Below are 18,198 nucleotides of genomic sequence, written 5' to 3'. Positions count from 1 at the left end.
ACCCGGTTGGACAACGTATGTTGACAGTAATTTCCCCTGCAAAGACCCTCGATTATGAATCGCCGCTGAATACTGCCCAGTACAGTCAGCCCGACTACCTGGATGATTCCGCAGTATTGATCGAGGAGCTGCGGCAGTTATCACCACCGCAAGTGTCTGCCCTGATGGGGATCAGTGACAAGCTGGGTGCGCTCAATTATGGCCGCTTTCAGGACTGGCAGAAGGCGTTTACTCCCGATAATGCGCGTCCCGCCGTGTTGGCTTTCAAGGGTGATGTCTACACCGGGCTGGAAGCCGAAACCCTTTCAGAAGCAGACCTGTTATGGGCGCAAGACCACCTGCGCATTCTATCCGGTCTTTATGGCCTGCTACGCCCGCTGGACTTGATGCAACCCTATCGTCTGGAAATGGGCACACGGCTTGCCAATCAGCGGGGCAAGGATCTCTACGGTTTCTGGGGGAACAAAATTACGGAAGGGCTGAATGCTGAACTGGATACTATGAGCACGCCGGTACTGGTCAACCTGGCATCCAACGAGTATTTCAAATCGGTGATACCGAAAGAACTCCATGGGGACGTCATCACCCCCGTCTTCAAGGACTGGAAGGGTGGTAAATACAAAATCATCAGCTTTTATGCAAAGAAGGCTCGGGGGCTGATGAGTCGTTACATCATCGAAAATCACATTGACGATGTTGAACGCCTCAAGGAATTTGATGCGGCGGGTTATGCCTACCAGCCTGCGATGTCCTCAGCACGTGAGTGGGTATTCACTCGCGATGAAACATAGATTTAATAAGCATGTATCCTGAAAAACCTTTTTCCCAGGCCTGCGAAAACAATCGTCAGCCGATTCTGGATATTCTGCAGAGGGCTCTTGCAGACCGCCAGCAGGTGTTGGAGCTGGGCAGTGGTACAGGTCAGCACGCGGTGTATTTTGCGCCGCGTCTGCCCCACTTAACTTGGCAAACCACAGATCTGGCGGTTAATCACGAAGGCATCAACGCCTGGATCGACGAGTTCCCCGCGGATAACCTCAGACGGCCATTGCTGGTCAATGCAGACCAGCGCCCCTGGCAGCTCGATGATTATCAGCCTGATGCGCTGTACACGGCCAATACTTGCCACATCATGGCCTGGTCATCGGTGGAAAACCTGTTTGCGGAACTGGAAATACTCATGCCTGAAGATGCGACCCTGGCCATCTATGGCCCCTTCAACTACGGGGGTCGTTTTACCAGTGACAGCAACGCACGTTTCGATCAGTGGCTGAAACAGCAGGCGCCCCACCAGGGCATACGAGACTTTGAAGCGGTTAACAGACTGGCAGAGACCGCCGGGTTTAGGCTGGCAGAGGACAATGCAATGCCTGCCAACAACCGGTTACTGATATGGAAAAAGCGCTCAACAACCTCGGATTGAAAATTCCACCCCTGGCGCAATGGCTTCTGATCGGGGTGTTAATGTGGCTGCTGGCCCGCGGGTTTGGAGCCGATACCTCCTATAGCGCGTTCTGGAGTTTACTGGTGATACTGGTCTTGGTGGCGGGTGTGGCTGTGGTCGCCCTGTCAGTGCTCACACTGTATCTGGCGAAAACCACTATCGATCCACGTTACCCCCACAAGACAGTGCGATTGATCACCCAGGGTATTTACGGGTATTCCCGCAACCCTGTTTATCTGGGGCTGCTGGTGATGCTGCTGGCCTGGAACCTGTATCTGGACAGCTTGTACGCGACCCCGGGATTACCGCTGTTTGTCGCGACGATAACACTGCTACAGATCATTCCCGAGGAGAGGATACTCACTCGCCAGTTTGGCGACAGTTACCAGAGTTACTGCGGCACTGTGCGTCGCTGGCTTTGACGATCAGCGAACAATGGGGGTGATTTTGGAGCCCTCGATGGTGAGGTTGTACATCAGGCCCTTGTTGGAAAAGATGAAACCAATGATAGGCTGCTGTGCCGTCTGGGTATCAATTTCTCCACCGGCCCCAAAGCTGGCGATGGCGACGCTGCCATCGACTCCCGCTTCCCAGCCCTCACTATTGCGGAATTTGTTGAGGGCGCTGTCCGTCATGAACAGGATGATTTGAGATTTGATCTGTGCGCCCAGTTGAAAGCCCAGGGAGGCAGAGGCAATGTTGTAATATTTGACGTTATTGCCGCTAATGCGCAGCGCGCCTTCGCCGTACTCACCACCCACCCAGAAACCGGCTTTGTAGACCTTGGGAAAAACCAGGATACCTCTGGCCTGTGAGGTCAGTTCCCTGGCGGCAGGAGACTGTTTATGTAACTCGGCCAGTGCTTCCTGCACATAGAGGTCGATTTCCAGCTTAGTGGCAGCCTGGCCTGATGCAGAGAAAAACAGGCATCCCAGCATGAATAACCAAACGGACTTCTTCACGGCTAACTTCCTCCTCGGAATCGGGTCTAACCACCGTTATCGGTTTTGTATGGTAACTGTCGCCGGGTGTCCTGAATATAGTCCAGCACATATTGTCGTTCTTCGGTGACAAAACGTTTGATCGCTATGGCGAAATCCACATTGCGAATCCAGTGGGCCGAGCAGTTTTCCCGTGGTTCAAAGCCGCGGCGTACCTTGTGCTCACCCTGGGCACCGGCATCAAAATGTGCAAGATCAGCCTCAATGGCAAACTCTATGCCCTGGTAATAACATAGTTCAAAATGCAGGAAATCATATTCCTGGATACAACCCCAGTAGCGACCGTAGAGACTTTCATCGTCGTAAAAGAAGAGTGCTGCGGCCACCTTTTCGTCATCGCGCTCGGCTACGGCCATCATCAGCTGGCCATCCATCACCTCGCCCAGGCGGTCAAAAAATGACTTTGTCAGGTAGCCCTGGTTGCCGCTGTGTTTGTGATAGGTGCTGTGGTAGACCTGGTAAAAAAACTCCCACCATTCGGGGGTGATTTCCCCGTTGCGCAGGCGCCTGACAGCCAGCCCTTTATTGGCCAGTTCGCGGCGTTCGCGGCTGATATTTTTGCGTTTGCGGGACGATAACGCAGCGAGAAAATCATCGAAATGCCGATAACCCCGATTTTCCCAAAGATATTGCACATTGCTGCGAAGCAGAGCGCCGGCCTTCCCCATGGCCTGAATCAGAGTGGGCTCCGCAAACAGTAGGTGCCAGCTACTGATATCTTTGTCGTCGGCCAGCTTGTGGATGGCGGAAAGCAACAACGGCGCTACCCTGGCAAGCTCGATATTGGGTGCCAGGGCCAGCCTGGGCCCCACCGCGGGGGTGAAGGGAACAGCGCTGAGCAGCTTGGGGTAATACGCCATGTTTTGACGCTGGTAGGCCTCAGCCCAGGTCCAGTCAAAAACGTATTCTCCCCAGGAGTGATGTTTCAGGTACATCGGCAGGGCACCAATGGTGCGCCTTTTCTCCGTAAGGAGCAGGTGACAGGGTTGCCAGCCCGTGGCGGTGGAGGCACTGCCGGAGTGTTCCAGAAGCGAGAGAAAACGATGCTGCAAAAATGGGTAAGAGCTGTTGTATAGCCCATCCCAAACACTGGCATCGCATTCATCAATGCTGTTTAGAACCCGAATATCCAAAAAACTGATCCATCTTGAGTGGCACCGACAGTGATTACGGACCCCGATAGGGTCGGTAATCGTCAACAGGGGACTATGCTACTACAGTCGGTTTTGGAAGGTGGCAGCAAAAGCAGCTGCCTTTACCCAGGATGCTGCGAATCTGCAGGGTGCCGCCGTGGCGCATGAGAACATGTTTGACAATGGCCAGACCGAGGCCGGTTCCGCCAGTGCTTGAGGCGCGACTGTTATCGACGCGGTAGAAGCGTTCGGTAAGCCGCGGAATGTGTTTGGGATCTATGCCGTAGCCATCGTCACAGATCTCAATAATCACTTCATTTTCGGTGCTGCGGCAGGTCAGGCTAACATCCACGCCACCGGGATTATGTTTGATGGCATTGATGGCCAGGTTGGAAATGGCGCTGTACAGCTCTTTGTATTCACCTCTGACCTCCAGTTTTTCTTCCACCAGCTCCATCGAAATATGGTGGTTTTCGGTGCAGACCATGCGGGCATCCTGCACGACCTGTTGCAGCAACGTGGCAATATCAACGGTAGTGCGCGGTGGGGGTTTTCGGTTCGACTCCAGCTGCGACAGCATGACCAGATCGTTGGCCAGCGCGTTGAGGCGTTCGGTCTGCTGGTCCATCTGATTGAGGGCTTTTTTCCAGGTGCCCGGCAGTTGATCACTGTTATCTTGCAGGGTTTCCAGATAACCGGAGAGTACGGTCAGCGGGGTGCGCAGTTCGTGGGAGATATTGGCAACAAAGTCCTGCCGCATCTGTTCCAGGTTGCGCAGTCGGGTGATGTCCTGCGCCATCAGGATAATATTCCCGTCGCCAAACTCGGCTGCACTGAACAGCAGGGTTCTGCTCGGGTCTTCCGGGGAGGGTAATTCTGTAGGTGGCGGCAGTTCGTTGTGCTGGATAAAGGCCACAAAGCGTGGGTCGCGAAGAATATTGATTATGGACTGGCCCCGGTCCCCCTTTTCCAGGCCCAGTAAGGCCTCTGCCGCGGGATTCCACCATTCCAGAACACGGTCAGGGGTCAGTGTCATGATGCCGTCGGGTAACGCAGAGGTGATATTGCGCACCCGTTCGGAAAGCTGGCGGCGGCTCTGTTTGGCGCGGTCATTGCGCTGCTGCATACGGTACAGGTAGTCCGTCATATCACCCCAGACACCACTGGCATCTGGCGGCAGCCCATTAGCCCCCTGATCCAGCCAGTCGTAGAGGCGGGCGATATGAGAAAAAGTCCAGAGCATATAGATGCTGCCACCGGCCAGCAGGGTGAACAGTATTTCGCCCAGCATGAAGCCGATGAATAACAGCAGCAGCGTGATCAGGACAATCCGCCGTATTTCTGCCTGTAGCCCTCTGTGCAAGTGTAGTCCTTACTCTTCTACAACCCGTGTGGAGAAGCGGTAGCCCGCGCCCCGCACAGTCTGTATGAAGCGGTCATGGCCTTCAAGGGCTATTGCCTTGCGCAGCCGTCGAATATGGACATCGACGGTGCGCTCATCCATGTACACATTGCCGCCCCAGACGTGGTCCAGAATTTGGTCGCGGGAGTAGACCCGCTCCTGGTGGGTCAGGAAAAAACTCAGCAGGCGGAATTCAGTCGGCCCCATGGAGACGGTCTGATCATTGATGGTCACTCGGTGGCTGATGGGATCAAACAGCAAGCTTTCCACCTGGATCGGTTCCTGTGGCAGGGCCGGTTCAGCGCGGCGCAGAACCGCGTTAATCCTGGCTACCAGAGCGCGGGGAGAGAAAGGCTTGGTGATATAGTCATCGGCACCGATTTCCAGTCCCTGGACAACATTGTCCTCACTGGCCTTGGCGGTGAGCATGATGACCGGAACGTTTTTGGTCAGCTCGTCACGTTGCAGGCGACGAATCAGCTCGACGCCACTGGTGCCGGGCATCATCCAGTCCAGTAACACCAGGTCTGGTTGCTCGTCGATGATCATGGCGTGAGCCTGCTGGGCGTTTTCCGCCTGAATGCAGTTGAATCCCGCCACGTCGAGAGCTGTGCTGATCATGTCGCGGATGGCTGGTTCGTCATCCACGACGAGAATGGTTTTTTCGCTCATATCCCTATCGTCTCTTTTCATATCTGTGTATTACATGACTCAGGTATGACAGAAATATGACAGTGGTTGGCACGACATGGTGAACTAGTTGCCGCCCAGCTGATAGTCGAGCACCAGTCCTATAAAAATAACGGCACCCACGTAGTTGTTGTTGAGGAAGGCCTTAAAGCAGCCGTCCCGGTCACGGTTACGTATCAGGTACTGCTGGTAGAGAAACAGCAAGGCCGCAACAGCCAGCCCCAGAAAAAACCAGAGGCCGCGGCCAAAATTCGTACCTATCATTAGCAATGCAATCACCACCAGTACCTGCAGGGTGGCGGTGATGGCGATGTCCATGTCGCCAAACAGAATGGCCGTGGATTTGATCCCGATTTTCAGATCATCATCACGATCAACCATGGCATAGAAGGTATCGTAGGCGATGGTCCACAGGATGACAGCAGCGTAAAGCGCCCAGAGCTCAGGGCGCAGTGAGCCGGTTTCCGCTGCAAAGGCCATGGGGATACTCCAGGCAAATGCCGCGCCAAGTACCAGCTGGGGCAGGTGGGTGTAGCGCTTCATAAACGGATAGCAGAATGCCAGCGCCACGCCGACAAAGGCCAGCTGAATGGTGAGCGCGTTGGTTAGCAACACCAGCAGGAAAGATAACAGGCACAGGGCGGAAAACAGTATCAGTGCCTCCCTGGCGGTGATGGCGCCTGTGGCCATGGGACGGTGCTGGGTGCGAGCTACATGACCGTCGACTTTGCGGTCGGCAAAATCATTGATGACACAACCGGCGGCACGCATCAGGAACACGCCGAGAACAAATACCAGCAGATTCTTGATGGAGGGAACGCCCTCTGCCGCTAGCCACAGGGCCCAAAGGGTGGGCCATAACAGCAACAGCGTCCCAATGGGCTTGTTGAGGCGCATCAGGCTGATGAAGTCTGGCAACCTTTCCCGCAATGAGTTCATGTTAGGCGTTAATACCGGGCTAAAGCGGGGTATTGTAAGGGGTAAATTCCGGTAAAAACATCTCACACACCAACAGCGGTTTGTTGTCCAGCCAGAACAGGGAGCGTCGCCCCGGTATTGTGGCCTGTATCCCTTGCAGGGGACCGGGTAGAGGTAGCTGGCGGGTATCCTGGCAGGTGAGCTCTATGGCACCCCTGCGCATGTGTGGGTCGCTGAATAACAGCGCTCCCAGTGGTCGGTTGTCCAGTTTGCGCAAACCGCGCAGACGCCCGTTTAGTGAGGTTTGGGGGATGACACTGCGCGCATAGACCCAGGGTCTGCCACCGCCGAGCAGAATCACTTCGCGAATCAGCGCCAGCTGGTGGTGCCTCATAGCCAGTGCTTTGCGCTCGGATGGTCTGGGGAGTGACATCTGCTGGCGGATGACCTGTACACCAAAATCACCATGACTGAGTTTGATCAGTCGCTCGGTGAGGGAACCCCGATCCAGCAGCCAGCTGCGAAGCGGGCCGTTGGCCGGTGAAGCGGGGCCGCGCTTGTGGCGATGCCAACGGGGTTCTGACGTGAACGACATGGGGGTCCTGGTAACGCTGGTGTGGTGGCTATTCTAACGGCTGAGAAGGCAGTTAGGTTCGTGTTTGGGGTGACAGTTTTTCCAGTAACAGTCCCATGGCCTGTCCGCGATGACTAATGCGGTTTTTCTCGGTTTTCTCCAGCTGCGCCGATGTCACACCCAGCTCTGGTATCAGGAAAAGGGGGTCGTAACCGAAGCCATTGTCACCCTGTGGCGCGAAGCTGATTCTACCTTCCCAGGTTCCCTGGCAGATCAGCGGTGTCGGGTCTTCGGCATTGCGCATCATCACCAGCAGGCATTGGAAACGGGCGGTGCGTTGTTCCTCCGGTATCTCCTGTAGCAGGGATAGCAGGCGCAAGTTGTTTTTTTCATCTGTGGCGTTTTCACCGGAAAATCGGGCGGAATAGATGCCGGGTGCCCCGTTGAGCATATCCACCTCAAGGCCAGAATCGTCAGCGATAGCGGGTAGGCCAGTCAATTTGGCGGCGTGCCGTGCCTTGATAATGGCGTTCTCAACAAAACTCAAGCCATCTTCTATGGCATCGGGAATGTCAAAGTCGGACTGTGGCACAACGTCCATATCCAGTTCCGCGAGCAGTTGCCGGAATTCAGTGAGCTTGCCTTTATTGCCGGTGGCGAGGACGACTTTCATAACTGTGGGTACCTGTTACATCAATGAATTCTGCGGGCCACCACTACTACAGTGGCCCACAGTTGAAGCTGATCTCACTCGTCCTGATACAGGGTTTTCTGAAAGGTGACGGAGAGTGGTGGTTTGTTGGGATCGGGTGTGACTTCAATCTTGAATGTCATGTAATCCTTGTTATCAATACGAAAAGGCGCAAGGTAGTAAACCGTATCTCCTTCCCGGACTTCAAAAAAGTCCAGGGTTTGCTGCTGGGCGAGGATATTGGAGACAGTGCCCTTGACCAGTGCAGTGGTGCCGCCTGTCTTGTCGTCCCGCAGTACGGCAATATTGACCAGTCCACGATCCTTGCCGCGAACGATTTTGTAGGCGCTGGCGATGTCAGGCTGTATGAAACTGCTATTGAACACGCTGTAAAACACTTTGATATTGCCAAATTCACGGTAGGGTTTGTCGTTGGCCTGAGCCGTCACAGTGAACACAGTTAGCAAGACGAAACAGATGGATCGGGTCAATTTCATGGTGATTCCCTCGCAGTCTCAATAACAGATTAACGGCGCTGCAATGTCTATTTGCTCAAATGGTAAATTGCAGTTTCACTGAAAAGGTTAGGCCAAATTCCCTTGATTTGCCGGTCGGGCAAGCGGGTGGCAACAAATTCACGGTGCAACAGGCGAATGCTTTTTTCCGCGCACAGGGCTTCGAAGTCATCCACGGTACAGAAGTGAATGTTAGGGGTGTCGTACCATTGATAGGTCAGCTGTTTGGTAACCGGCATGCGGCCACGGGTGAGCAGGTAGAAGCGCGCCCGCCAGTTGCCGAAATTAGGAAACGTGACCACGCATTCCTTGCCGACACGCAGCATTTCATCCAGCACCAGATGCGGGAAGCGCATGACCTGCAGAGCCTGCGTCATGACAACGGTATCGAAACTTTTATCGCTGAACTGGGATAAGCCTTCGTCCAGGTTAGTCTCCAGCACATTAACCCCGTTGGCCACGCAGGCGGTGATCTTGTCCGGATCGATTTCGAGGCCATAACCCTCAACGTTTTTTTCCTGGTGCAGCATTTTTAACAGCGTACCGTCACCGCAGCCGAGATCGAGAATGTGGCTTGAGGGTTTGATCCACTGCTTGATAATGTCCAGATCGGTCCGGTTGGTCATGGTGCCGCGACCTCATTGTCCAGGCGGGTCAGATAAGCCGAGAGTACCTGCTCGTAGCGCTCGTTTGGCAACAGGAAGGCATCGTGGCCGAGATTGGACTGAATGGCGGCATAGCTGACGTTTTTATTGGCAGCTATCAATGCTTCCACAATTTCCCGGGAACGTTCAGGGGCAAAGCGCCAGTCGGAAGAAAACGAGACCACGAGAAAATCACACTGGGCATGCCGGAATGCCTCCACCTGATCGTGGTTGTATTCCCTGGCCAGATCAAAGTAATCCAGTGCCTTTGTCATCAACAGGTAAGTGTTGGCATCAAAGGCGCTGGCAAACACGTCACCCTGGTAGTGCAGGTAGCTTTCTACCTGAAATTCAATGGGGGTATCCTGCCCGCGCTGGAATGATCCAGAGCGCAGTTCGCGGCCGAATTTATCGCCCATAATTTCATCGGAGAGATAGGTGATATGCCCGATCATCCTGGCCAGACCAAGACCATTGCGTGGCAACGCCTGGTGTTCCAGGTAGTGGCCATCGAGAAAATCCGGATCCGATTTAATGGCGTTGCGGGCGATTTCATTGAAGGCGATATTCTGTGCACTGAGCTTCATGGCTGAGGCAATGATAATTGCATGGCGCAGCCGATGCGGATGTTCCAGAGACCAGCGCATAACCTGCATACCGCCGAGGCTGCCGCCGACAATAGCAGCCCACTGCTGAATCCCCAGCCGATCCGACAGTCTCACCTGACTCTCTACCCAGTCGCGTACTCGAAGAGCAGGGAAATCCGGCCCCCAGGGTTGCCCCGTTTGCGGATTGATGGATGTCGGACCAGTGCTGCCGTGACAACCTCCCAGATTGTTCAGGCACACCACAAAAAAACGGTTGGTATCAAAAGGTTTTCCCGGGCCGATATGGTTATCCCACCAGCCCGGCTTCTTGTCCTCCATGCTGTGGTATCCGGCAGCATGATGATGCCCGCTGAGGGCATGACAGATCAGGATGGCGTTGCTGGCATCAGCGTTAAGCTCGCCATAGGTTTCAATCACCAGCTGATATTGATCCAGGGTGCGGCCGCAGGCCAGTGTCAGTGGATCATCGAACTGAATCACTTGAGGGGTGACGATACCTACTGAGTTGTCGGGAATAACGTCTGGCATCAGGGCGGCAAGGGTTCCTTGGCTTTTTCAGGGATCTGCGGGAGTCTAAATAGGGGCGGCCATCAGCGCAACCAGATTACCTGTCAGGTTGTTAATGCAGAGGCTGCTCACAGCGATTCGATGTCGTAATCAATGATCACAGGCAGATGGCTGGAAAAGCTTTTGGCCTTGTAGGTCACTGCATATTCCACGCTGTGACGCAGGTTATTGGAGATGAGTTGCAGGTCCGTACGCCAGCCGCAGCCTTTGCCAATCTCGCCGGAGGGCCAGAAGGTGAATTCATCTCTGTCGGAATTGAAAAGCCGAAAGGCATCGGCGTAGCCAATGGCGTTATAGAGTTGCCCCAATGTTTGTCGTTCGTGGGGCAAAAACCCAGACAAGGCCTCACAGGCGGCAGGTTCTGAGACATCGGCTTCGCGATGGGCAATATTCCAGTTGCCACAGAAAAAGTAGTCTCGACGCTTGTGGCTGATCTTTGTGAGGTGACCGAGCAGGTCGCGAAAAAAGCGATCCTTGGTCTCCTGGCTGCTGGTACCGGCAATGGCTTCGGGGGCCAGAAGCGAGCAAATACTGATCCGCTCGAAATCTGCCTGCAGGTATCGCCCCTCCATATCCTCGCCATTACTGGCGCCAAAGCCATACATGATGGCCTTGGGCATCTCCCGGGTATAGATAGCGACACCGTTTTTAGTCGCATCCGGGGCATCAAGAAAATAGCTGAAATAACCATCCAGGACGTAGTCTTGACACTCCTCAAGCTTGTAGGCGGAGGTGCGCAGGTCCTGAAGGCAGATCAGGGTGGCATCCTGGGATGCCAGCCATTCAAACAGGCCTTTTTCTGTTGCTTGCTGAATACCGTCGACGGCAAGACTTATGATGCGCATTATCGCCCCTTGTTTTGGGAGAGTGTATGATAACCGGCAAGCCAGCATTGATGAATTGGCAAACAGGATTCAATGACCTGGGCATTTGGACTCGACTTTGTAAGGGCAGGGTGCGTTTGTGAGAAACACCAGAACAACCTACAAATCCATCGGTGCTGTCGCCGTTGTACTGCTATGCCTGAGCGCTATGGTAGCAGAGGCAGGCAATCTTTACCGCTATCGAAACAGCGATGGCAATCTGGTTATTGACCACCAGGTTCCCCCAGAATACATCGCCCAAGGATATGAAGTTATCACCAGTACCGGGCGTGTGGAAGCGGTAATTCCTCCCCACCAGGAAAACCAGGAAGAAATGGCACCTGAGGCGGTGCAAACGGCAGCCCAGAATCGCGAAGAAGACCAGATGCTTCTGCGCAGCTACAGCAGCGTCGAGGAGTTGCAGGCAGCCGGCGAGCGTCGCCTGCAACAGCTGGATCGCGAGATCGAAAATGTCGAATCCAATCGGGAAAAAAATAGCCGACAATTGACGGAGTTTCGTGAAAAGGCGGCAATGGAGCAGTTCAACGGAGCAAAGCTGTCAGATAAGCTGTTGAACAGCCTGAATGGCGTTGAAATAGCTAATCGTGATGCCGTGCAAATGCTTGAGCTGCGTCAGAATGAGCGTGAGCAAATGGCATTGCGCTATCAGCGCTACGTAGAGCGTTTCAAAGAGTTGACAGCTAAAACCCCGGATTCCCCTGCCGAATAAACACCGCTTGCGCGACGGCCCATTGCTCCTGCCAGTGCTCCGTCGGCGGACGACTGAATCCGCTGCGCACAAACTGGCTGATGCGGCCTTCTGCCAGTGACAAAATAAAATTGGCTGCTGCTGTAACGGTGGTTGCCAGCCGCAAATTTCCTGCCATCTCAGCTTCCCTGAGAATTTGTTTCAGCTGTGTTTCCAGTCGGTCGAAAAGCTGCTGAATACGTTTGTGCAGCCGGTCAGTTTCGCCGGTGAGAGCATCGCCGGTCAGTAGACGGGTAATTCCCGGATTTCTTTCCGCAAAGGTCAGCAGCAGTGTCAGTATCCTGTAGCAGCGCGTAGCGGCGTCGGGTTCTTCGCTGAGAATGGTGCGGATACGGCTGAAAAGTGTTTCCTCAATAAAGTCGATCAGGCCTTCGTACATCCGGGTTTTACTGGGAAAGTGCCGGTACAGGGCCGCCTCAGAAACACCTACTTCGGCGGCCAGGGCAGCAGTGGTGATGCGGCCGCCGGGGGTCGCCTCGAGCATCCTCGCCAGGGACTGGAGTATCTGCTGCTTTCTAGATGGATTATCCGTTGCCACGTTTATTACCCGGTTGTGTTGGTGATCAGGGTGCCGACACCCTGGTCAGTGAAAATTTCCAGCAGAGTGGCATGATTCACCCGACCATCAATAATATGGGCCGCCTTCGCGCCACCCTTCACCGCATCCAGTGCACACTGAATCTTGGGTAGCATGCCGCCGTATATGGTGCCGTCTGCAATCAGATCATCCACCTGTTTCGTAGACAAGCCGGTCAGCACCTGGCCATTCTTGTCTTGCAGCCCAGCTACATTGGTCAGCAACATCAGTTTTTCTGCTTGTAGCACCTCGGCGATCTTTCCGGCCACCAGGTCGGCATTGATATTATAGGAGCGACCTTCGCCATCGACGCCAATTGGGGCGATCACCGGAATGAAATCGCTGTTGGTGAGCATGTCGATCACACTGGTGTCGATCGAGGCCACTTCGCCCACGTGACCGATGTCGATGATTTCCGGTGCCGCCATTTCCGGCTTGCTGTGTCGAACCTTGAGTTTACGCGCCATCAGCAGCTGGCCGTCCTTGCCGGTAATGCCCACGGCTTTGCCGCCCGCGTGGTTGATAAGATTGACGATTTCCTTGTTGACGGTACCGCCGAGCACCATTTCCACTACGTCCATGGTTTTGCTGTCGGTGACGCGCATGCCATTGATGAAGTGTGATTCGATATTGAGTTTCTTCAGCAGGTCACCGATTTGGGGGCCACCGCCGTGAACCACAACCGGGTTCATGCCCACCAGTTTCATCATCACAATATCCCGGGCAAAGCTGGCTTTGAGCTTTTCGTCGACCATGGCATTGCCGCCAAACTTGACGACAATCGTCTTGCCGGTAAAACGTTGAATATAGGGCAGCGCCTCGGATAGCACTTTGGCTGTGTTGGAGGCGGCTTCGCGGGTTAGTGACATTGATGTTCCTGGTGTTTTTATCAGCGGGTTAGAAGGTGAGGTTGCTGTCTATGCTACGAAGTTGCTCCCGGAAAAGCGACTGGATTTTTTCCAGGGCATCACTGGAATCCGCCTCGAAGCGGAGGGTCAGTGCGGGGCTGGTATTGGATGCTCGCACCAGTCCCCAGGCTTTGGGGAACTCCACGCGCAAGCCGTCGATGGTGCTCACTTTGCCATCCTGAAAGACTTCTTTTGCAAGCAGTTTCTGCACAATGTCGAACTTGCTCTCTTCATCTGTCGGCACAAGAATTTCCGGAGTGGCATAGCGGGTTTCGAAACTGGCCATGATGTCATCTAGGCCCTGCTCGCGAATGCTCATGATTTCAATCAGCCGGGCTGCGGCGTAGAGTCCGTCGTCAAAACCGTGCCAGCGATCATGGAAGAAAATGTGGCCACTGAACTCGCCTCCCAGGGGCGCCTTGCTTTCAATGATCTTGTTATACATGTGCGAGTGACCGGTTTTCCACATCACCGGGCGGCCGCCATAGCTGCTGATCAGGCTGTTGAGCCGACGGGTGCTCTTGATATCGAAGACCACATCGGCTCCCGGGTGCCGGGAGACCACATCACGGGCAAAAATCATCAGTAGTTCATCGGGCCAGATAATCTGCCCACTGGCGGAAATGGCTAGGATGCGGTCACCATCGCCATCGAGGGCGATCCCCAGGTCGGCATTCTGTTCCTTGACCCACAGTCTCAGGTCCTCGAGGTTGGCGGGCACCGAAGGGTCCGGTGGGTGGTTGGGGAAGGTGCCGTCCACATCGCAGTAGAGCGGCAATACATCGCAACCAATGCCTTCCAGCAGCCTGATGGCCAGTTCACCGGCTGCGCCATTGCCCGCATCCAGAATCACTTTCAGGCCCTGTGCCGGCACAATGTCGCTGATGATGGCCTGCAGGTAATCCTCCGAGAGATCCTGTTGACTACGCTCTCCCGGGGTTTTCTCCGGGATTTCCGCAGACATTTCCTGTCGCAGTGACTTCACTTCTTCGCCGCACATGGCGTGGTGCTGAAAGAACATTTTGAAGCCATTGTATTCGGCGGGATTATGGCTGGCGGTCACCATCACACCACAGTCACTCTGTTGCAGGTGGTGGGTGGCAAAATTCAGTAGCGGTGTCGGTACCAGGCCCAAGTGAATAATATGACAGCCCGTGCTGAGGATGCCCTGTTCCAGCGCCTCGCTCAGTTGTTCGCTGGACTGGCGGCCATCGCGGCCCAGAATCAACGTGTGTTCGCCCCGGGCGATGGCGCGCAGGGCAAGCGCTTTACCAAGCTGTTGTGCAAAGTCCACAGTTAATTGCTTGCCGGCAATACCGCGGATATCGTAATCGCGGAATACCACATCCGGGTAGGAGCCGGTTACTTCCGGACGATCTTCCTGCTCCTGTACTGGCGTATCTGTCGTCCCTTTGCCAGGAATCACATCAAGGAAAGATTTGCCGGAATCGTTCACAGGGTCGGTTGCTGGAGGGTTCAAATGTGTTTTCTTCTCTGCACGAGGGGAAGGGGCTTTGTCCACATGGAAGTGCAGGGTCAGGCGCAGCAGCAGGTAGATGATAACTAAGGTTGAAACAGCCAGTACTGAACCAAACAGGGCAAAACCTTCATAGGATGGCTCCGTGCTCTGTAATAACACCTTGCTGCCGGTAAAGCGCAGTGACCAGTTGGCTGGTTCGAGCTTTAATTCAATGGTCTCCAGGGCCTTGGATTTATTGCCCGTTGTTACAAATGTAGCGCCCTTTGTTTTGGGCATGGTCTGTACCAACTGGGTCAGCCCCAGGTTTTCTTTCACTGCGGGTTTCAATACATCCAGGAGCGGTTGCAGTGATTCCATGCCCAGCATAGCGCCGATAATTTCACCCTGCTGATCTTTCAATGGGTGGCTGTAGAGAAGCTGCCACTCCTTTCCGAGGCGTGCAGCAGCTATCGATTGCAGATCGCCAGCCAGGGTTTTTTCTGCCAGGTAATGGCCGGCAAAGTTCTGCTGGTCAATCAGGCGTTGGTCTCCCGGTGTAATGAGATAACCGCCAGTGAAATCCGGCGCCCATTCCAGCAGCAATTTTTCTGCGGAGAGAATCTGCGCCATATCGGCAGAAGCAGCCGCAGTAGTAAATAAAGACTTTTCAGCCAAGGATAGCAGCTGTTGGTTGCGCTCTTTCAGGTAGTGATTGGTAGTACTACGTAATTTGGTCGCAAGTTCCCTGGCGTGTTCGGTAGCCTGCTCTTTCTGGGACGTCGTTACAGTTTTCTGAAATAGCCAGTAACTGGTGTAGCCGGCACCTGCGAGGAGCAGGACTACCAGAAGCAGAATCAACGGGTGTTGTTTGAGTTTGTGCAGGGCGCTTGATGCGCCGTTTGTTGTCTCTGTCATTTTGTCGGATTAGTCATTTCAGCAATTTTGGCAATCAACTGGCGAGCCAGAATGGATTTGTTGATTTTCGGGATGGCTTCCGAGGTATTCATCTCGACCACCAGTACTTCGTTATCGTCACTGTTAAACCCGATGGTGCGGTCAGAAACGTCATTGGCAATCACCAAGTCCAGATTTTTTCTTTCCAGTTTGCCGCGGGCATAGTTTTCCAGGTTGGCGGTTTCAGCAGCAAAACCCACGGTAAAGGGCCGGTTTGCTAATGCGGCGACGGCGCTGACAATGTCCGGGTTCTTGACCAGCTCAATGGTCATTTCTGCGGCATCTTTTTTAATCTTTTGCTGCGAGGTTTGCACCGGCCGGTAATCGGCGACGGCAGCAGAAGCGATAAACAGCTCGCTGCCGTCTGCTTCATGCAGCGCCGCCTCATACATTTCCTGGGCACTGGTCACAGCGATTGTTCGTACGCGATCTGGTGGTGTCAGGCTCACAGGACCACTGATCAGAATGGTCTCTGCGCCGGCTTCAGCAGCAGCTTCGGCCAGTGCATAGCCCATTTTTCCTGAGCTGTGGTTGCTGATATAGCGCACGGGATCAATGGCTTCCCGGGTGGGACCGGCTGTAATGACCACTTTCTTACCCGCCAGAGCTCCGGTCTCAAAGATATCTGCCATCAGCTCGGCAATATCTTCGGGTTCGCTCATGCGACCTGGACCAATATCCCCGCAGGCCTGGCTGCCTTCTGCTGGACCGAAAATATGGACTCCGCGACCGCGCAGGCGCTCAAGATTTGCCTGGGTTGCCGGGTTGCGCCACATGCCCTGATTCATGGCAGGCGCTATGGCCAGTGGTGAGCGGGAGGCGAGACAGAGGGTGGACAGCAGGTCATCCGCCTGCCCATTGGCCAGCTTGGCAATAAAGTCGGCGCTGGCGGGAGCGATCAAAACAGCATCAGCCCAACGAGATAACTGGATATGCCCCATGGCGGCCTCTGCCTCGGTATCCAGCAGCTCCAGGTGAACCGGATGGCCTGATAGTGCTTGTAGGGTCAGCGGCGTGATGAATTCGGTGGCAGCCGGTGTCATAACAACCTGAACATCTGACCCGGCATCCTGCAGACGGCGGATGATCTCAGCGCTTTTGTAAGCGGCAATGCCGCCGGTAACACCCAACAGAATCCGTTTGTTTGCCAATGACAGCATGAAGTTACCCATAGTCGTGCCGAGGGGGCTAAGATAACATCGCGAGCAGGGTTTGCGTAGTCAGGGCTCACATAATCGGAAACACAGGGAGGTGTTATGTCGATTCGCGATTGGCCGGAGGGCGAACGTCCCCGGGAAAAATTGTTGACCCGGGGGGCGGACGCGCTTTCCGATGCCGAACTGCTGGCTATTTTTCTGCGCACGGGTTGCGGAATTCCTGCAGGCTGAATTGCGGTCGTGCCGACAGGAAGTTCTCGGTGCCCTTTTTCTGGATGCCCAGCATCGGTTGATCGCCTGGGAAAAACTGTTTTTCGGGACAATTGATGGTGCCAGCGTGCATCCGCGGGAGGTGGTGCAGCGGGCATTGCATCACAATGCTGCAGCGCTGATTTTTGCCCACAATCACCCCTCCGGAGTTGCTGAGCCCAGTGAGGCAGACCGCCAGATTACCCGGCGGTTGCAGGATGCTCTGGCGCTGATAGATGTGCGGGTGCTGGATCATCTGGTGGTCGGTGCCGGTTATTCAGTCTCTTTGGCAGAGCGAGGGCACCTTTAAAAGCCTTTGACTTGGGTGCTTTTTCGGCAAATTTGTTTGATTTAGGGTGGCCCTTCTGGTATAAAACGCGGCTCTTCGCGGGGGTGTCCCCGCAGGTCGACAGCAAAAGTCAGAATTTATGTGCGCTCGCTAGAGATCGGTGGCGCCAGTTAGCAGAGGCAAAACAATGTCTAAAGTATGTCAAGTCACCGGCAAAAAGCCGATGACCGGAAACAACGTTTCCCACGCCAAAAACAGAACTCGCCGCCGGTTTGAACCAAACCTGCACACTCACCGTTTCTGGGTTGAAAGCGAGAAGCGTTTTGTCAAACTTCGTCTGTCTTCCAAAGGCATGCGCATCATCGACAAAGTGGGTATCGACCAAGTGCTGGCGGATATCCGCAAGCGCGGTGACAAGATTTAAGGAGCGCTAACATGGCCAAGTCAAATCGAGACAAAATCAAACTGGTTTCCAGTGCCGGTACAGGTCACTACTACACCACCACCAAGAACAAGCGTACCCAGCCCGAGAAGCTGGAGTTCAGCAAGTACGACCCAGTGGTTCGCAAGCACGTTCCTTACAAAGAAGCGAAAATCAAGTAAGTTGCGCTTCCACGCTTAGGCATTCAATCACTAAAAAAGCCCCGACTAGTTCGGGGCTTTTTTGTGGCGGAGTAAAAGACGGTGAATGATTATGAGCCGCAGAAGACCGGTTAAGGCATCGTGGTGAGAGCGATGTCGTTGACACCGGCTTCCCGAGCCTGATCTGAAATAATGACAAACGAG

21 protein-coding genes and 1 pseudogene are annotated in these 18,198 nt (G+C 54.4%); 7 read left to right on the top strand and 15 right to left on the bottom strand.

Translation table 11 applies throughout. The features are described 5' to 3' along the window. Positions 1-17: 17 nt before the first annotated feature. Genes yaaA through ACYZYZ_RS10235 form a run of 3 tightly spaced genes read left to right on the top strand, consistent with a single transcriptional unit; the run spans position 18 to position 1,866 of the window. Complete coding sequence (yaaA, locus tag ACYZYZ_RS10245; RefSeq protein WP_305170292.1) at positions 18-791, top strand: peroxide stress protein YaaA; 774 nt, start codon at positions 18-20, stop codon at positions 789-791. 11 nt (positions 792-802) lie between these two features. Next, positions 803-1,423 (top strand): DUF938 domain-containing protein, encoded by a 621-nt coding sequence (locus ACYZYZ_RS10240; protein ID WP_305170291.1) that lies wholly within the window; start codon positions 803-805, stop codon positions 1,421-1,423. Then, positions 1,393-1,866: a methyltransferase family protein gene (locus ACYZYZ_RS10235; RefSeq protein WP_305170290.1), complete on the top strand. Its 474-nt coding sequence runs from the start codon at positions 1,393-1,395 to the stop codon at positions 1,864-1,866. Before ACYZYZ_RS10240 ends, ACYZYZ_RS10235 begins: the two co-directional genes overlap by 31 nt. A 3-nt stretch (positions 1,867-1,869) precedes the next feature. Here the strand turns inward: ACYZYZ_RS10235 and ACYZYZ_RS10230 are convergent, their stop codons facing one another. The 11 genes from ACYZYZ_RS10230 to ACYZYZ_RS10180 all read right to left on the bottom strand — a co-directional run bounded on the left by ACYZYZ_RS10230 (position 1,870) and on the right by ACYZYZ_RS10180 (position 11,032). Beyond that, positions 1,870-2,406, bottom strand: coding sequence for a BPSL1445 family SYLF domain-containing lipoprotein (locus ACYZYZ_RS10230; protein ID WP_305170289.1), 537 nt, complete (start codon positions 2,404-2,406; stop codon positions 1,870-1,872). A gap of 26 nt (positions 2,407-2,432) precedes the next feature. After that, entirely contained in the window at positions 2,433-3,578 is a 1,146-nt protein-coding gene (locus ACYZYZ_RS10225; protein ID WP_305170288.1) for a GNAT family N-acetyltransferase, read from the bottom strand. Between the two features lie 73 nt (positions 3,579-3,651). Next, a complete protein-coding gene (gene phoR / locus ACYZYZ_RS10220; protein ID WP_461484182.1) occupies positions 3,652-4,941 on the bottom strand; it encodes a phosphate regulon sensor histidine kinase PhoR in 1,290 nt (429 codons plus the stop codon). A 9-nt stretch (positions 4,942-4,950) separates the two neighbouring features. Then, a complete protein-coding gene (gene phoB, locus ACYZYZ_RS10215; RefSeq protein WP_461484181.1) occupies positions 4,951-5,652 on the bottom strand; it encodes a phosphate regulon transcriptional regulator PhoB in 702 nt (233 codons plus the stop codon). 84 nt (positions 5,653-5,736) lie between these two features. Then, positions 5,737-6,609: a 4-hydroxybenzoate octaprenyltransferase gene (gene ubiA / locus ACYZYZ_RS10210; RefSeq protein WP_305170285.1), complete on the bottom strand. Its 873-nt coding sequence runs from the start codon at positions 6,607-6,609 to the stop codon at positions 5,737-5,739. 19 nt (positions 6,610-6,628) lie between these two features. Further along, entirely contained in the window at positions 6,629-7,183 is a 555-nt protein-coding gene (locus ACYZYZ_RS10205; protein ID WP_305170283.1) for a chorismate--pyruvate lyase family protein, read from the bottom strand. Between the two features lie 52 nt (positions 7,184-7,235). After that, complete coding sequence (locus ACYZYZ_RS10200) at positions 7,236-7,835, bottom strand: XTP/dITP diphosphatase (RefSeq protein WP_305170281.1); 600 nt, start codon at positions 7,833-7,835, stop codon at positions 7,236-7,238. A gap of 74 nt (positions 7,836-7,909) precedes the next feature. Continuing rightward, positions 7,910-8,350, bottom strand: coding sequence for a DUF4426 domain-containing protein (locus tag ACYZYZ_RS10195; protein ID WP_305170279.1), 441 nt, complete (start codon positions 8,348-8,350; stop codon positions 7,910-7,912). A gap of 47 nt (positions 8,351-8,397) precedes the next feature. Further along, positions 8,398-8,994 carry a methionine biosynthesis protein MetW gene (gene metW / locus ACYZYZ_RS10190; protein WP_305170278.1) on the bottom strand — a complete coding sequence of 199 codons (597 nt, stop codon included), beginning with the start codon at positions 8,992-8,994 and terminating at the stop codon, positions 8,398-8,400. Further along, positions 8,991-10,148, bottom strand: coding sequence for a homoserine O-succinyltransferase MetX (metX, locus tag ACYZYZ_RS10185; protein ID WP_305170277.1), 1,158 nt, complete (start codon positions 10,146-10,148; stop codon positions 8,991-8,993). The genes metW and metX overlap by 4 nt, the downstream gene beginning before the upstream one ends. Before the next feature lie 107 nt (positions 10,149-10,255). After that, positions 10,256-11,032 (bottom strand): exodeoxyribonuclease III, encoded by a 777-nt coding sequence (locus tag ACYZYZ_RS10180; RefSeq protein ID WP_305170276.1) that lies wholly within the window; start codon positions 11,030-11,032, stop codon positions 10,256-10,258. 118 nt (positions 11,033-11,150) lie between these two features. Between ACYZYZ_RS10180 and ACYZYZ_RS10175 the strand changes: the two genes are divergently transcribed. After that, positions 11,151-11,780 (top strand): hypothetical protein, encoded by a 630-nt coding sequence (locus ACYZYZ_RS10175; protein WP_305170275.1) that lies wholly within the window; start codon positions 11,151-11,153, stop codon positions 11,778-11,780. Here ACYZYZ_RS10175 and slmA read toward each other — a convergent pair. Genes slmA through coaBC form a run of 4 tightly spaced genes read right to left on the bottom strand, consistent with a single transcriptional unit; the run spans position 11,752 to position 16,877 of the window. Further along, on the bottom strand, positions 11,752-12,357 hold the full coding sequence (slmA, locus tag ACYZYZ_RS10170) for a nucleoid occlusion factor SlmA (protein WP_305170274.1): 606 nt from the start codon (positions 12,355-12,357) through the stop codon (positions 11,752-11,754). The two genes, ACYZYZ_RS10175 and slmA, sit on opposite strands and share 29 nt — an antisense overlap. Before the next feature lie 5 nt (positions 12,358-12,362). Next, positions 12,363-13,265 (bottom strand): acetylglutamate kinase, encoded by a 903-nt coding sequence (argB, locus tag ACYZYZ_RS10165; RefSeq protein WP_305170273.1) that lies wholly within the window; start codon positions 13,263-13,265, stop codon positions 12,363-12,365. Between the two features lie 28 nt (positions 13,266-13,293). Then, positions 13,294-15,678 carry a phosphomannomutase/phosphoglucomutase gene (locus ACYZYZ_RS10160; RefSeq protein ID WP_461484180.1) on the bottom strand — a complete coding sequence of 795 codons (2,385 nt, stop codon included), beginning with the start codon at positions 15,676-15,678 and terminating at the stop codon, positions 13,294-13,296. Further along, entirely contained in the window at positions 15,675-16,877 is a 1,203-nt protein-coding gene (coaBC, locus tag ACYZYZ_RS10155; protein WP_305170271.1) for a bifunctional phosphopantothenoylcysteine decarboxylase/phosphopantothenate--cysteine ligase CoaBC, read from the bottom strand. The genes ACYZYZ_RS10160 and coaBC overlap by 4 nt, the downstream gene beginning before the upstream one ends. A 96-nt stretch (positions 16,878-16,973) precedes the next feature. Between coaBC and radC the strand changes: the two are divergent. From radC to rpmG, 3 genes and pseudogenes are all read left to right on the top strand, one after another. Then, a pseudogene (gene radC / locus ACYZYZ_RS10150) lies at positions 16,974-17,433 on the top strand (RadC family protein). Between the two features lie 166 nt (positions 17,434-17,599). Then, positions 17,600-17,836 (top strand): 50S ribosomal protein L28, encoded by a 237-nt coding sequence (rpmB, locus tag ACYZYZ_RS10145; protein ID WP_305170269.1) that lies wholly within the window; start codon positions 17,600-17,602, stop codon positions 17,834-17,836. Between the two features lie 11 nt (positions 17,837-17,847). Further along, on the top strand, positions 17,848-18,015 hold the full coding sequence (gene rpmG, locus ACYZYZ_RS10140) for a 50S ribosomal protein L33 (protein ID WP_036858763.1): 168 nt from the start codon (positions 17,848-17,850) through the stop codon (positions 18,013-18,015). Positions 18,016-18,198 lie beyond the last annotated feature (183 nt).

The sequence above is a fragment of the Porticoccus sp. genome, assembly GCA_023261185.1.
Classification (GTDB): Bacteria; Pseudomonadota; Gammaproteobacteria; order Pseudomonadales; family Porticoccaceae; genus Porticoccus; species Porticoccus litoralis.
Note: the sequence above shows the minus strand (reverse complement) of the source record. Positions and strands in the feature narration are given on the sequence as shown.

Bases quoted from the DNA above. Each gene is read 5' to 3' on its own strand.
- ACYZYZ_RS10195 (WP_305170279.1), bottom strand. From the start codon at position 8,350: ATGAAATTGACCCGATCCATCTGTTTCGTCTTGCTAACTGTGTTCACT.
- ACYZYZ_RS10205 (WP_305170283.1), bottom strand. From the start codon at position 7,183: ATGTCGTTCACGTCAGAACCCCGTTGGCATCGCCACAAGCGCGGCCCC.
- ubiA (WP_305170285.1), bottom strand. From the start codon at position 6,609: ATGAACTCATTGCGGGAAAGGTTGCCAGACTTCATCAGCCTGATGCGC.
- yaaA (WP_305170292.1), top strand. From the start codon at position 18: ATGTTGACAGTAATTTCCCCTGCAAAGACCCTCGATTATGAATCGCCG.
- ACYZYZ_RS10180 (WP_305170276.1), bottom strand. From the start codon at position 11,032: ATGCGCATCATAAGTCTTGCCGTCGACGGTATTCAGCAAGCAACAGAA.
- argB (WP_305170273.1), bottom strand. From the start codon at position 13,265: ATGTCACTAACCCGCGAAGCCGCCTCCAACACAGCCAAAGTGCTATCC.
- phoB (WP_461484181.1), bottom strand. From the start codon at position 5,652: ATGAGCGAAAAAACCATTCTCGTCGTGGATGACGAACCAGCCATCCGC.
- rpmB (WP_305170269.1), top strand. From the start codon at position 17,600: ATGTCTAAAGTATGTCAAGTCACCGGCAAAAAGCCGATGACCGGAAAC.
- ACYZYZ_RS10240 (WP_305170291.1), top strand. From the start codon at position 803: ATGTATCCTGAAAAACCTTTTTCCCAGGCCTGCGAAAACAATCGTCAG.
- ACYZYZ_RS10160 (WP_461484180.1), bottom strand. From the start codon at position 15,678: ATGACAGAGACAACAAACGGCGCATCAAGCGCCCTGCACAAACTCAAA.
- metW (WP_305170278.1), bottom strand. From the start codon at position 8,994: ATGACCAACCGGACCGATCTGGACATTATCAAGCAGTGGATCAAACCC.
- rpmG (WP_036858763.1), top strand. From the start codon at position 17,848: ATGGCCAAGTCAAATCGAGACAAAATCAAACTGGTTTCCAGTGCCGGT.
- ACYZYZ_RS10200 (WP_305170281.1), bottom strand. From the start codon at position 7,835: ATGAAAGTCGTCCTCGCCACCGGCAATAAAGGCAAGCTCACTGAATTC.
- ACYZYZ_RS10235 (WP_305170290.1), top strand. From the start codon at position 1,393: ATGGAAAAAGCGCTCAACAACCTCGGATTGAAAATTCCACCCCTGGCG.
- coaBC (WP_305170271.1), bottom strand. From the start codon at position 16,877: ATGCTGTCATTGGCAAACAAACGGATTCTGTTGGGTGTTACCGGCGGC.
- metX (WP_305170277.1), bottom strand. From the start codon at position 10,148: ATGCCAGACGTTATTCCCGACAACTCAGTAGGTATCGTCACCCCTCAA.